Origin of the sequence: Streptomyces sp. URMC 127 (assembly GCF_051386535.1) — a bacterium.
GTDB lineage: Bacteria > Actinomycetota > Actinomycetes > Streptomycetales > Streptomycetaceae > Streptomyces.
This window is the reverse complement of record NZ_JBPQTW010000001.1, coordinates 96514-110186: the sequence shown is the minus strand read 5'-3', so window position 1 is coordinate 110186 and position 13673 is coordinate 96514. Positions and strand designations below refer to the sequence as shown.

The following is a 13673-nucleotide window of genomic DNA, read 5'->3' as shown; positions in this document are numbered from 1 at the left end:
TCGCGATCTCGCAATCGGGTAGCGGCCTGCGAGAGGCAGCGCTATACACGAAGCCTGGCGGGAGAGCAGAGGGTCAGGGGGCGGGCGTGGATGCGGAGTTGACGGCATTGGCCTCGGCGGCGGCTACCGCCGTCGTGGGAGAGCTGGCGACCACCGGCTGGCAAAGAGCACAGGTCGCGCTCGGCACACTGTGGCGGTGTGTGCATCCGGAGCGGGCCGGGACGGTCGAGGCGGAGCTTGAGGAGACCCGCTCGGATGTGCTGGCCGCGCGGCAGGCCGGGGATGCGGACGCCGAGCAGGGGCTGGTCGGCGAGTGGCAGTCCCGGTTGCGCCGGCTGCTGGCCGCGGACCCCTCGCTCGCCGCCGAGCTGCGGCGGATCCTTGCCGAGTGGGAGCCGGGGCCGGCCGGGAACGGCATGGTGATCACCATGAACGCCCACGCATCCGGTGGCAGCAGGGTTGTCCAGGCCGGCCAGGACGTACACATCACCGGGGAGTGATCCGTGAGCTCCGGCATGGGCGGGGACGCGGCTCCGGAGCCCGGTGCCCGTGAAGGCACCCGCGAGAGCCTCCGCCAGGAGGCCCACGCCTCCGAGGGGGCCACGGTCGTCATGGCCGGCGGGAACGTGTTCATCACCTACACCAACGGCGTCCGGCAGCGTCAGCGTACGGAGCCCGGCGCCCCGATGCCGCAGTGCCCGTACCCGGGTCTGGCGGCGTTCGGGCCCGACCACGAGCGGTGGTTCTTCGGGCGCGACCGGCTCGTCACGGAGCTGATCTTGCGCCTCGACCAGCGTCTGCGTACCGGCGGCATGCAAATGGTCGTGGCTCCGTCGGGCGCGGGGAAGACCTCGCTGCTGCGCGCCGGGCTGCTTCCGCGCCTCGATCAGGGAGCCTTGGAGGATTCCGACCACTGGCCGAAGCTGGTGCTCACGCCCACCGCCGAGCCCATGCGCGCGCTGGCCAGGGGGATCGCTGCGCTGACCGGTGGAAGGGCGGCAGAGGTCGCCGCCGCCCTCGCCGCGGATCCGGTCCAGGTGCTGACGAAGCTTGCCCGGCAGTACCGGGGACGCAGTCGGGTCGTGCTGGTCGTGGACCAGTTCGAGGAGTTGTTCACGCTCTGCTCCGACGAACGGCAACGGCGCGCCTTCGTCGAGGTGCTCGCGCGCGTCACGGACGGCCCGGACAGCGTCACCCGGGTCGAGGACGGCCGGGACAGCGTCAACCGCAGCGCGGACGGCCGGGACAGCTCCGCGGCCGGTGCCGGCACCGGCGGGCCACCCGTCGCCCTGGTCGTCCTGGGCCTGCGGGCCGACTTCTACGCCGGGTGCGTCGACCACCCGCCGTTGCGGGCCGCGCTGGAGGACTCCCCGCTGGTGGTCGGGCCGATGTCCGAGACCGAGCTGCGCGAGGCGATCCGCTATCCCGCCCAGGACGTGGGCCTGGATATCGAGCCCGGCCTGGAGGAGCTGCTGCTGTACGAGCTGGGCACCCCGTGGCCCGCCCCCGCCGACGGGAGCGGCGGCCACGAGGCCGGCAGGCTGCCGCTCCTGGCCCACGCCCTGCGAGCCTGCTGGCAGCAGCGCAGCGGTCGCACCCTGACCGTCCAGGGCTATCAGGACACCGGTGGCATCCGGAACGCCGTTGCCACCACGGCCAATGACGCGTACCGGGCTCTGGACGAAACCGATCGCCTCGCGGCACGGTCGGTCTTCCTGCGCCTGGTGAGGATCGGCGACGAGACGGAGGACACCCGGCGAAGGGTTCCCCGTACCGAGCTGATCCGCAGCAGCGCCGACGGCGGACAGGCCGCGCGGGTGCTGGAGGCGTTCATGAAAGCACGCCTGCTGACCACACAGCTGGATTCCGTAGAGATCACCCACGAATCCTTGCTGCACAGCTGGCCCCTGCTGAGGGACTGGATCGACGAGGACCGGGCCGGCCGGCTGGTCCACCAGCATCTGGAGGACGCCGCGGAGGCGTGGCGCCGCAGCGGGCACGACCCGTCCTTGCTGTACGGGGGAAGCCGCCTGGAAGCCGCCGAGTCCTGGGCGGCCGGCGCACCGCCCGGTGAACCCGGCCCCACCGCACGGGATTTCCTGTCGGCCGCCACGCGCGCCCGGCGCCGTGGTGCCCGGGTGCGGGCCGGCATCACTGCCGTTCTCGCCGTGCTCGCCCTGCTGGCCACGGTCGGAGCGGTGGCCGCGTTCCAGCAGCGCGGCACTGCCCGCAGCCAGCAGCACGAAGCCGAGCGGCAGCGCGATCTCGTGCTGTACAACCAGGTCCTCGCCACCGCCGACCGGCTGCGGAGCACCGACGTGTCCCTGGCGGCCCAGTTCACCCTGATCGCCCACCGTCTGCATCCGAGCGGTGACACGTACTCGCGTCTGGTCACCGCCGGGAACGCTCCCCTGTCCATGCCCGTAGCCGCTCACCGCGCCGGCATCTGCGGCCTGGCGGCCAGCCCGGACGGCCGCACCCTGGCCACCGGCAGCGACGACTACACCGTGAGGCTGTGGGACGTGACGGACGCCACCCGTCCCAAGGCTCTGGGCGAGCCCCTGGCCGGGTTCGGCAGCGCCGTGTGCGCGCTGGCGTTCAGTCCCGACGGACGTACGCTGGCCACTGGTGGGTTCGACCGGACGGTGCGGTTGTGGAACGTCGCGGAACCGGCCCGTCCCAAGCCTCTCGGATCGCCGTTGCCGGGCTATGACAAGTCCGCGGGCTCCGTACGCGCCGTGGCCTTCAGTCCTGACGGCCGGACGCTGGCCACGGGGAGCTACCCCAGCAGCGGCGTGGCGCCGGTCACCGATCCGGGCCTCCGCCTGTGGGACGTGTCCGACCCCACCGGCCCCCGGCTCCTGAGCCAGGCCGCCGAGGGCGCCGAATTCGTCGACCGCCTGGCGTTCACCCCGGACGGTCGCGGCCTGGTGACCAGCCCCGCGGCCAAGTCCTTCAGGATGTGGGACCTCGCGGACCTCAAGCACCCCAAAGCCCTGGATGCCGCACCGGCCGGCCACAGCGAGGCGGTGAGCGCCCTGGCGATGAGCCCGGACGGGAAGACGGTGGTCACGGGAAGCAGGGACCAGACGCTACGGGTGTGGGACGTGTCCGACCCGGGCCGGGTCAAGGCCCTGGGCAGCCGGCCCGTGACCGGGCTGACGCGCGGCGTCGAGTCACTGGCGTTCAGCCGGGACGGCCGCACGCTCGCCGCCGGATGCGGTGACCTCACGATCCGCCTGTGGAACCTGTCGGACCGCACCTCCCCGGCAGCCCTCGGCCCACCACTGGCCGGCCACACCAACGGCATTCAAGCGCTCGCGTTCACTCCGGACGGCCGCACCCTGGTCGCCGGCGACAAGGGCAGGACGATGCGGCTCTGGAGCCTGCCGGCCCGTCCCCTGACCGGCCGGACGCTCGGCTATTCCGTGCCCGACCTCACCTACGCCCTGGCGTTCAGCCCGAACGGACACACCCTGGCCAGCGGTCACTTCGACAAGTCTGTGCAGTGGTGGAACGTCACCGCCCCGGAGCGGCCCGCGTCTCTGGGCCCGCCGTCGTCCGTACACACCGACCGCGTGTGCGCTGTGGAGTTCAGTCCCGGCGGACGCACTGCGGCTACCGGCAGCGGTGACCGGACGGTCCTGCTCTGGGACGTCTCGGACCCGAAACGACCCAAGGCTCTCAAACGACTGACCGGCCATGACAGCGACGTCTGCGCGCTCGGCTTCAGCCCGGACGGCCGCACCCTGGCCACCGGCAGCCGCGAGCCCGGCGGCGGCAGCGGCAAGGGCTCGCTGCGCCTGTGGGACGTCTCGGCCCCGGACCGGCCGGCACCCCTCGGACAGCCCTTGATCGACCTCACCGGCGGCATCACCGCCCTGGCCTTCAGTCCGGACGGGCACACTCTGGCCGCGTCCGGCGGAGACTCCCGGGTGCGGCTGTGGGACGTGTCGGAACGGAGCCAGGCCGCGCCCCTGGGAGATCCGCTGAGCGATCACACCTCGACGGTCGGAGGGCTGGCCTTCAGCCCGGACGGGCGCTTGCTCGCCAGCAGCGGCGCAGACGCGGTACGGCTGCGTGATGTCTCCGATCCGAAGCGGCCCAGGGCGCTGGCGACGCTGACCGGTGATCAGGGTCCGGCCGACAACGTGGTCTTCAGCCCGGACGGCCGCACCGTGGCAGTCAGCGAGGACAAGGCCATCCGGCTGTGGGACGTCTCCGACCCCCGGCGGGCGGTGTCCCGGGGAGAGCCGCTCGACGGTCACACCGGTGGCATCTCCGCGCTGGCGTTCAGCCCGGACGGCCGGACTCTGGCCAGTGCGGGGAGCGACCAGGTCATCAGGCTGTGGAACATGGATCCCGGCCAGGACATCAAGCGGATCTGTGCCGTCACGAGGAACAGCCCGGCAGCTGACGCGTGGCGCCGCCACGTCAGCACCGCTATAGCCTTCCCGGCGCCCTGTTGATCAGGAGTGTTCACCGGGCCGGCCCCTGCCCGACGAACGCCTGCGGACCGCTGCGGACCGCTGCGGACCGCTTCAGACCTCTTCGGCCCCCTTCAGACCTCTTCGGACCGCTTTAGTCGCGGTCGACGTGTTCGCGGAGCACCTTGCGGTTGGCGGCGTCGATGTCGTACGTCGTCTTGTTCCAGTCGTTGGTGGTCACGACGTCGACGGACCAGACCAGGGTCTTGCTGTCGTTGGTGTCCAGGTCGAGGGAGGTGATGGTTCCCTTCTTGCGACCGGTGGCGGTCGAGGCGGCGTCCTGCCAGGTGACGGTGGCCTTGGAGAGCCGGTCGGCGAGCTTGCGCTTGTCGTCGGCGTCCTCGCCGGTCTTGGCCTGCGACCGCGTCACCTTCCCCGAGACACCGTCGACGACGACCGTGTGCGGCGTGCCGTCGGACGTGGCGACCTCGGTCTCCCACTCCGGGCCGCCCCCGGCCGACCGCTTCAGCTCCACGGCCACCAGTTTGCTGCCCGGCACGGCCGCCGTGGCCGCACCGGCGGCCTGGTCGTAGCCGACCTTGGCCGACGGCACGAGGGCCTGCCGCTCCCTCTGGTCCTCGGTCATCCCACCGGTGGCCGAGGCACCGGGACCGCTCGCCGTCGCGGTGGTACCCGGCGGCGAGGACGGGGTTGCCGTGCCTCCGTTCCCTTTCCCGCCGTCGTCACTGCACCCGGAGACGAGCAGCCCGGAAACCGTGACCGCGCAGAGAGTACCGATCAGGCGACCGCCCAGCACATCGTTGTTCATGACGCACTTGTTGCCCCGAAGGCCCCGCAGCATGTCTGTGAGGTTGCTCTGTCACCCTCCGGCACGGGCATTTGAGACGTCCGCTGAGACGTCCGCAGCTGTTTGCCGTGGCTGTCGGCGGCTATTTGTCGTGCTGTCGGCGCACCATCTCGGAGATCCATACAGGCGCGTACGGAGACGTGCAGCCCGGGGGCGTCGGGTAGTCCCTGAGCACCTGCAGGCGCTCGCCGATGCCGATCGCTCGGGTGCGGTGCTCAGGATGGTCGATCCCGATCCGGGCCAGGCAGTGGTTCATGGCCCACTGCAGGCGGTCCGGGGCGTCTTTCATCTCGGCCTCGATGGTGTCCAGCAGTCCCGCGAGGTCGAGGCCCTCGGGCCTCTTCGTCACCCGTTCGGTGGTCAGCGCCCAGCCGGCACTGGCGACCACGGGATCCCGATCGGCGGACCAGGCCAGGCGCAGCTCTTCGCAGTGGGGGTTCTTCTTCACCACGTAGTTCACGAGCCAGTCGTGCACCTTGGGTGTGCGCGCCTCGCGCAGCATGGCGTCCAGCGTGTCGCGTTCGAACGCCTTCGGGCGGCAGATCAGGGTCGCCAGCAGTCGCGCCGCGCTGTCGCCGGTCTCCCACAGCCGGCAGGCGAGATCCTGCTGCGTCTTCAGCCGCTTGGCGAGCGCGCGCAGCTTGCCCAGGTTCACACCGTGATCGTCGCCGTGCTTCTCGTTCACCCGACGTGTCTTCGGGTCCTCGAATGCGGCCAGCTCGGCCATCACCTCGGCCAGTTGCGCCTCGGTCTGTGTCGGCTTGGCCACCTCGGCCACCTCGGCCTCCTTCCGTCTGCCGTCAAAGTGGGGGATTCACCCTATGCCGGAGCCCGGCGCCCCGAGCTCCGCGTACGGTCACGGGCCCTCGCTCAGCACCATCACTACCGGCGCGCCGCTCCCCGCCCCACTCATATACCGTCCGGGGCGGCCGCCAGGTGGGCGACGAGCGCGTCCGCGACCGTCCCCGCCACGTTCGGGGTGACGTTGTGCCCCATTCCGGGGACCATCATCAGCCGGGCTCCGGCGATCTCCTGCGCGATGAGCCGGCCGTGGCCGGGCTTGACCGGCTCGGCCGTCCCCTCGACGACGAGCGTCGGAGCGGTCACCCGGCCGAGGGCGCCCACCGGCTCGACCTCGGGGCCGGCCATTCCGGCGAGGCGGTGGTTGGCCGCGGTCCGCGGGTCGCGCATACGGTCGTGGAGCCGCTCCTCCAGACGGCGCTGGGCGTCCTCGTCGAAGTGGGCCGCGGCCTCCCGGCCGTGGAGGACACGCGCCATCTCCACCTGGAAGTCGACGGCCTCGGCCCGGGTGGCCGGCGGCGGACCGGCGGCGGCGTTCCGCAGGAAGGCGAGGAACTCCGGCTCCGGCTCGGGCAGGGCGCCCTCCGGCTGCGGCTCGCCCATGAGGGCCCGTACGAGCACCTGCCCCTCGCGGGCACCCAGGGGCGAGGAACCGATCACCGTGAGGCTGCGGACGCGGTCCGGGTGGTCGGCCGCGATCCACTGCGCGATCAGCCCGCCCGCCGAGTGGCCCACGATGTGGGCCGAGGCGAGTCCCAGGGCGTCCATCAGGCCGAGCGCGTCGTCCTTCAGATCGGCCCAGGTGTACGGGTGCTCCTGGAAGTCGCGGGCGGTGGATCGTCCCACGTCCCGGTGGTCGTAGCGCACGACCCGGTATCCGGCTCCCGCGATGCGTCCCACGAACTCGTCGGGCCACAGCAGGCCCTGGGCCATCGAGCCGGCGATGAGCAGCACCGGCGGGTGCCCGGGGTTGCCGAACTCCTCCGTCCACAGCTCGATGCCGTTGACCTCCACCATGTGTCCTCCCGTCACTGCCGTCTCCCCGGTCTTCCGTGCCTTCGCCTGCATCGCCGCCATACCGTCCCCGTTCTCCGGTCCGTTTGTTTTCCGTCCGCTTGTGCCGCGAACGAGGACAACTCTGCCGGGCGGGATCACCGGTGCCATCCGTAGGACTACTGGTGCTCCACTGGTGCTCCACCGGGCTCAACTGGTGATGCCCCTGGTGCCGTCACCGCAGTAGGCGTGCCAGCTCCGTGCGCGAGCTGATGCCGAGCTTCGGATACACCTTGTACAGGTGGTACTCGACGGTGCGCGGGCTGAGGAACAGGCGGGCCGCGACGTCCCGGTTGCTCACGCCCTCGGCGACGAGCCGGGCGATGCGCAGCTCCTGCGCGGTGAGCAGGTCGAGCGCCGCGGGACCGTCCGGGGCTGCCGTCTCCCCGGCCGCGCGCAGTTCCCCTTGCGCGCGGCGCTCCCACGGCACCGCGCCCATACGGTGGAACGCCTCGGCCGCCTGCCGCAGGTGGGGCCGTGCTTCGCCGGTACGGCGGTCACGGCGCAGCCGTTCGCCCAGGAGCAGCTCGGTGCGGGCACGGTCGTACGCGGTGGCATCCTGGTCGCCGTCGGCGGCGAGGAGTTCGAGCGCCGTCCTGAGCAGCGCGGGCGCCTCGGCGTCGTCGGCGATCAGGGCCCGGCAGCGAGCCACCAGCGCCCGCGCGCGGGGCGAGGCCTCGTCGGCGGACCACTGCCCGAGGAATTCCGTGGCGGCGCGCGCCGCGGCGTGGTCCCCGGCGGCGACGGCCGCCTCCACCCGGTCCGCGGCCGACCCCCACACCACGAGGTGGTGACCGGCACCGGGCCCGGCGGACGCGAGGGCGGTGAGGCGCTCGTGGGCCCGGTCGAAGCGGCCGAGGCCCAGGTCCAGCAGGCCGAGCGCGTACGAGGCCACGCCCGCGCGCAGGCCCAGGCGGTGCGGGATGGCGATGGCCAGCGCCTCCTGGGCGCGGGCCCGGCACTCGTCCTCCTGGCCGCGGACGGCCGCGCAGACGGCGAGGTTGGCGAGGTGGGCGGCCACGGAGTTGTCGAGGCCGGTCTCCCGGGCGAGGGCCAGTCCTTCCTCGGACAGCGCGGCGCTGAGCGCGAAGCCGCTGTTCATGCGCTCGGCCGTGGCGGCGTTCTCCAGGACGACGGGCAGCGTGCCCACCATGCCGGAGACGCGGGCGACGCGGCCGGCCCGGGCGCCGAATCGAGCGGCGGCGTCCCGCTCCCCGAGCAGACTGGCGGCGGCAGCCGCCCACAGCAACCGCGCGGCGGGGCTTTCTGCGGCGGAGCCGTGGCGGGTGAGCCGCCTGGCAGAAGCGAAGGCGTCGTGGCAGGGGCCGTCGTGACCGTGACCGTCGTGACCCGAGCCACCCTGACCGGACCCGCCGAGGCCGGGGCCGCCGTGACCGGGTCTGTCGTGACCGGGGCCGCCGTGACCGGGGCCGCCGTGACCGGACCTGTCATGACCGGGCCTCTCGTGGCCCGGCCCGCTGTAGGTCGGGCCGTCGTGCACGAGGCCGGTGCCGGACGTGTGGGTGTGGCCTGGTTCTTCGTGGCCGGTGTCTTGGTAGCCGGTGTCTCCGCGGTCGGCGGCTCCGTAGCCGGTGTCTCCGCGTCCGGCACCTTCGAAGCCAGCGCCTCCGAAACCGGTGCCATCGAAACCGGTGCCACCACCGTCGGCGCCTCCGAAACCAGCGCCTTCAAAGCCGATGCCATCGCGATCGGCGTCCCCGCCGCCGGCGTTCTCGTCTCCGGCGTCTCCGTCCGTGAGAGCGGTCAGCGCCCTGCGCAGCAGGTGTGTGCCGCGGTCGGCGTCCCCGTCGTACAGGGCGCCCATGCCGGTCAGGATGTCGCGCAGGAACACGTCGCCGGTGTCCTCCCGCTCCCCCGGCGGAGCCGTCACCGCGGCCGCCCGGCGGCCGATGCGGACGGCGGCCTCGGTGTCCCCGACGGCGGAGGCGGCCTCAGCGGCGTCGGCGAGCAGGGCGAGCACGATCCGCCGGGTCGCGCGGCCGTGCTCCTCCGGGTCACCGGCCCCAGCCGCCCCGGATACCCCGGCTGCCCCGGCCGCCTCCGCGGCCGAGAGCAGTGTCCGCAGGGCCTCGGCCGCATTGCCCGAGGACAGTTCGAACCTGGCGTCGAGCCGTGCGATCTCGGCGCGCAGGAGGGGCTCGCGGGCGAGGTCGCGGGCCGCGGCGAGGGCCGAGTGGGCCCGGCCCGGGCGGCCGCCGAGCCACGCGGCGGTGGCCGTGTCCGTCAGCCGGCGGGCACGGACCGCCGGGTCGGGGGTGAGGGCGGCGGCCCGGGCGAGGAGACCGGCGGCGTCGGCGTAGCCGCCCCGGTCGCGGGCGCGTTCGCCGACGGCGGCGAGGCCGGCCGCGACGTCCTCGTCGGGGCCGGTCGCGGCCTCGGCGTGGTGCCGGGCCGCGCGGTCGTGGTCGCCGTCCTCCGCCAGGAGGCCGGCGAGCAGGCGATGGACCGCGCGGCGGGCCGCCGGCGCCGCGCCCGCGTGGGCGGCCGCGCGGATCAGCGGGTGCAGGAAGCGGACGTGGGGCGGCCGGATCTCCACGATGCCGGCCGCCTCGGCCGCGTCCAGCGCGCCGGGGCCGGCGCCCAGCCGTGCGGCGGCGGCGCGGATCAGCCGGGCGTCGCCCCGCCCCTCCAGCGCGGCGGCGAGCAGCACAAGCCGGGTGTCCTCGGGCAGACGGGCGATCCGTTCGCCGTAGACGGCAGCGACGCCCTCTCCCACCGGCAGCGGGTCCGGCAGCGGCGCTCGGCCCGTCAGCTGATCGACGGTCAGCAGGCCGGCGGTCTCGCGCAGGGCGAGGGGGTTGCCGCCGGTGGCAGTCATGATGGTCTCGACAACCTCCGGTGCCGGGTCGGCGGCGGCGCGCTCCGCGAGCACGTCCCGAGCGCTCTGGGCGTCCAGGCCGCCCAGCTCCAGCGAGGGCAATGCGCCGAGCGCCTGCCGGGCCCGGTCGCCGTCGCGAGTGCCGATCAGCAGCCCCACGCCGTCACCCGGGCCGAAGCGGCGGGCGGCGAAGAGCAAGGCGTCGGCGGAGGCCTGGTCCACCCACTGGAAGTCATCGACGACGCACACCAGGCCCCCGTCGGACGCCGCCTCCGCCAGAAGCGACAGCACACCCGCCGAGACGAGGAACCCGTCCTGAGCGGCCGTCGGTTCGGCCAGCCCCAGCGCGGCGCGGACCGCGTCGCGCTGGGCGCCGGGCAGTGCGTCGGCCAGTCCGGCGACCGGGCGCAGCAGCTGGTGCAGGGCGGCGAAGGCCATCCCCGACTCCGGTTCGGCACCGGTCGCCGTCAGGACGCGCGCGGGCGCCGCCCGTCCGGCGGCGTGCCGCAGGAGCACGGACTTCCCGGCCCCGGGCTCGCCGCGCACCACCAGGGAGCGGCCGGCGCCGGAGCGTACGTCCTCCAGGAACCGCTCCAGCGCGCCGAGTTCGCCCTCACGCCCGGATATCCGGCCGACCGTCATTCCCGTTTCCCCCGTCACCGCCGGGGCACGGCCCTCCGCCCGCCCTCCGACAGGGCGACTGTACCCGTTCCGATCAAGCCCGCTGCCGGCCGTTCCCGCTGGTCGGAGCGGTGCGCAGGGCCTAGTCGCGGTCGGTCCTCCCCCGCCACGGCCGCAGTTTCTCCGGGTTGCGGACCGCCCAGATCCGGGCGACGCGCCCGTCCGAGACGTCGAACGAGGCCACGGTCATGACGACGCCGGCACGCCGGGCCACCAGGCCCGGCACACCGTTGACCGACCGCTCCAGGAGTTCGAGCCCCGGAGCCTTGTCGGCGATGGCGACCATGTACTGGGCGATGCGCGCGCCGCCTTCGACCGGGCGCAGGACGGTGCCGACCATGCCGCCGCCGTCGGCGGTCATCACGGCGGCCGGGTTGAGGAGACCGACGAGGGCTGCGACGTCCTTGGTCTCCCACGCCTCTTTGACGCGCCTGACCACGTCGGCCTGGCCGGTCACCGCCGCCGGGGCGCGCGCGGCGCTCACCCGCCGCCGGGCGGAGGACGCCAGCTGCTTGCAGGCCGCGGGCGTCCTGTCGAGAACGCCGGCGATCTCGGCGAACGGGTAGCGGAAGACGTCGTGCAGGACGAACGCGACCCGCTCGGCGGGCGTCATCGACTCCAGGACGACGAGGAAGGCCATGCTCACCGACTCGTCCAGGACGATCTGGTCGGCGGGATCCGCAGGACCGGTGGGCTGGATTCTGCCCTCGCGGTCCCACTCGGCGCGGTCCGGCAGCGGCTCGGGCAGCCACGCCCCGACATAGCGTTCACGGCGGGCCCGCGCCGAACCGAGCAGGTCCAGGCAGATGCGACCGGTCACCGTCGTCAGCCAGGCGCCGGGAGACAGGATCTCCTCCTGCCGGCTCGGCGGCAGCGCGTACCAGCGTGCGTACGCGTCCTGTACGGCGTCCTCGGCCTCGGTCACCGAACCGAGCAACCGGTAAGCCACATTGATCAGCCGGCGTCGCTCGCCGGCTGTCTCGTCCGTGCTGGTCCCGGCAGTCCCCATGCGTCCGGCCGCCCCCTCGCCTTACCTTTTGCAGGCCCGCGTCGTCGGTCTGGTGAGACCTTATCGAGCTCCTGCCCGAGGGCGGAAAAGGGGACTGTGACATGGCCACTCAGGTGACGGCGAAGGCACAACGCAATTCCGCTTTCCTGCGGATCGCAATCGCCCTGCAGACGTTGACCATCTTCCTTCAGGCGGTCTCCGCCGGACTGCTGCTGACCTCGTCCTACGGAGAGACGCTGCACAGTGCCGGAGCCCGGGTGATGTACGGGGCATCGATGCTGTATCTGCTCGCGGCAGTCCTGGCCTGGAAGCCGGGCGGCGGCTCGCCCCGTCCCATCTGGCACGCTTCAGGGTTCCTCGTGCTCGCCTCGGTCCAGGTCGTGCTGGGCATCGCGCACGTCCCATCGGTCCATGTGCCCCTGGGCGTCCTGATGTTCGCCCTGAGCATGCTGGCGCTGATCCGGCGCTGAACTCCGGCAACGGGCAGGCGCCGACCGAAGCCGACGGGGTGCGCAGACGAACCGTCGATCACCCCGAGCTGCGCCACCGCCACTACCCTGTACTCCCGTGACACGCTCCTGGGCCCTACCGACGCTGCTCGTGGTGTGCGGCGCGCTCGTTGCCGCCGCGTCGGCCGTCTGGGGCATGCCCGGCATGGCCGTTCCCGTGCTGGTGTTGTTCGTCCTGCTCGCAGGACTGCACTCGCCACTGGCGTTCCCGCGGTCGATCGGTGCGGAGGAGGCGCAGGACCGCAGCGCGGTCGACGGGCGCCCGATCGTCTACTGGCGATCGGGCTGCAAGTACTGCTTGCGGCTGCGGATCCGCTTGGGCCGCAACGCCCGTCGGCTGCACTGGGTCGACATCTGGCGCGACCCGGCCGGGGCGGCTGCGGTGAGGGCGGCCAACCAGGGCGACGAGACCGTACCGACCGTCGTGCTGGCGGGCCGCCCGCACGTCAACCCCGACCCGGAATGGGTGCGCTCACAGCTCTCCTCCTGACGGCCGCGCCATCGGCAGCGCGCCGCGCGGCAGGCGGAGATGGGCGTCCTCGCGCCCAAGAGGCGGCGCGCAGCGGTGATTCAGACTCGTCGACCTGAATGCGTTTCCTGGCGCTCATGAGATGCCCGGACCCGGGAACCGGCCGGAACGGTCGGGCCGGACTGAACGGTCGGACGGGGTTGAACGGCCGGACGGGACTGAACGGTCGGACCGGCCGGAACGGTCGACGGCGGCGTCGAAGACCGCGAGGAGGTCCGGAGGCGGGACGCCGATGAGGAAGGCCTCGGGGCCGCCGACGGCGATCTCGGCGGTGCGGTGCCGGTTCTCGAAGTCGTATCCGCTGCCGGAGAGGCGGCCGGTGAGGTGGTGCACCCGCTGGTTGGCGCTGCCGCGCAGGCCCCGGCCGTCGTCGCGGGCCTGTACTTACGGGCCGTCGACGAGGACGTCCACCTCGGCGAGGAGCCGGGGCACGCCCGGCGACGGCGGGTGCGACCGGAGCCGCTCCAACCGGTGTCCGGTGAAGCAGACGACGGAGAGCCCGGGGCGGGCCCGCCGCGCGAGGCGCGCCACCTCCGCCAGCCCGCCGGCCTGCTGCATGGGTTCGCCGCCAGAGAAGGTGAGGCCGTCGACCGCCGGGTCGGCGAGGAGCTCCGCGCACAGTGCGGCGGGGGTGGCCGTGCGGGCGGGCGTGGCGGGGATCCAGTCCGGGGACATGCAGCCGGGGCAGCTGAAGGGGCAGCCCTGGACCCAGACGACGGACCGCCAGCCGGGCCCGAGGGCGGTGGTGCCGACCCAGGTCGCCGCGACGCTGAGCGGCGCACCGACCGGGGGCGGGGCGTTCGCCGCCGGGCTGTGCGCGGGCGCGTGCCGTCGCGGCACAGCGGAATCGACCGTTTCTCGTACGCTGCTCACTGAATCCCCCGTACATGAGCCCCGGCTCGTTCGGACGAGCGTTTTTCGGGCTCCTCAGAATCCACCCGGGCAGAAGGGTGGTCA

11 protein-coding genes are annotated in these 13673 nt (G+C 73.3%); 4 read left to right on the top strand and 7 right to left on the bottom strand.

Annotation, left to right across the window (positions count from 1 at the left end):
- Positions 1-86: 86 nt before the first annotated feature.
- Together ACSNOH_RS00525 and ACSNOH_RS00520 are read left to right on the top strand one after the other, a co-directional pair.
- Positions 87-500, top strand: coding sequence for a hypothetical protein (locus tag ACSNOH_RS00525; RefSeq protein ID WP_436719113.1), 414 nt, complete (start codon positions 87-89; stop codon positions 498-500).
- A 3-nt stretch (positions 501-503) separates the two neighbouring features.
- Complete coding sequence (locus ACSNOH_RS00520) at positions 504-4469, top strand: nSTAND1 domain-containing NTPase (protein ID WP_436719112.1); 3966 nt, start codon at positions 504-506, stop codon at positions 4467-4469.
- 112 nt (positions 4470-4581) lie between these two features.
- On the opposite strand, the gene ACSNOH_RS00515 is transcribed toward ACSNOH_RS00520, so the two are convergent.
- The 5 genes from ACSNOH_RS00515 to sigJ form a co-directional block, all read right to left on the bottom strand.
- Positions 4582-5073: a PepSY domain-containing protein gene (locus ACSNOH_RS00515; RefSeq protein ID WP_436719111.1), complete on the bottom strand. Its 492-nt coding sequence runs from the start codon at positions 5071-5073 to the stop codon at positions 4582-4584.
- A 304-nt stretch (positions 5074-5377) separates the two neighbouring features.
- Entirely contained in the window at positions 5378-6022 is a 645-nt protein-coding gene (locus ACSNOH_RS00510) for a DNA alkylation repair protein (RefSeq protein WP_436719170.1), read from the bottom strand.
- A gap of 182 nt (positions 6023-6204) precedes the next feature.
- On the bottom strand, positions 6205-7128 hold the full coding sequence (locus ACSNOH_RS00505; protein ID WP_436719110.1) for an alpha/beta fold hydrolase: 924 nt from the start codon (positions 7126-7128) through the stop codon (positions 6205-6207).
- 196 nt (positions 7129-7324) lie between these two features.
- Positions 7325-10630, bottom strand: coding sequence for an AAA family ATPase (locus ACSNOH_RS00500; RefSeq protein ID WP_436719108.1), 3306 nt, complete (start codon positions 10628-10630; stop codon positions 7325-7327).
- Between the two features lie 121 nt (positions 10631-10751).
- On the bottom strand, positions 10752-11678 hold the full coding sequence (gene sigJ, locus ACSNOH_RS00495) for an RNA polymerase sigma factor SigJ (protein WP_436719106.1): 927 nt from the start codon (positions 11676-11678) through the stop codon (positions 10752-10754).
- A gap of 101 nt (positions 11679-11779) precedes the next feature.
- Between sigJ and ACSNOH_RS00490 the strand changes: the two genes are divergently transcribed.
- Together ACSNOH_RS00490 and ACSNOH_RS00485 are read left to right on the top strand one after the other, a co-directional pair.
- The gene (locus ACSNOH_RS00490) at positions 11780-12148 is read left to right on the top strand and encodes a hypothetical protein (protein WP_436719105.1); all 369 of its coding nucleotides are present in this window, start codon (positions 11780-11782) and stop codon (positions 12146-12148) included.
- A 97-nt stretch (positions 12149-12245) separates the two neighbouring features.
- Positions 12246-12677 (top strand): glutaredoxin domain-containing protein, encoded by a 432-nt coding sequence (locus tag ACSNOH_RS00485; protein WP_436719104.1) that lies wholly within the window; start codon positions 12246-12248, stop codon positions 12675-12677.
- 114 nt (positions 12678-12791) lie between these two features.
- Here the strand turns inward: ACSNOH_RS00485 and ACSNOH_RS00480 are convergent, their stop codons facing one another.
- A complete protein-coding gene (locus ACSNOH_RS00480; protein ID WP_436719103.1) occupies positions 12792-13049 on the bottom strand; it encodes a hypothetical protein in 258 nt (85 codons plus the stop codon).
- A 51-nt stretch (positions 13050-13100) separates the two neighbouring features.
- Positions 13101-13556, bottom strand: coding sequence for a 4Fe-4S single cluster domain-containing protein (locus ACSNOH_RS00475; RefSeq protein WP_436719102.1), 456 nt, complete (start codon positions 13554-13556; stop codon positions 13101-13103).
- Positions 13557-13673 lie beyond the last annotated feature (117 nt).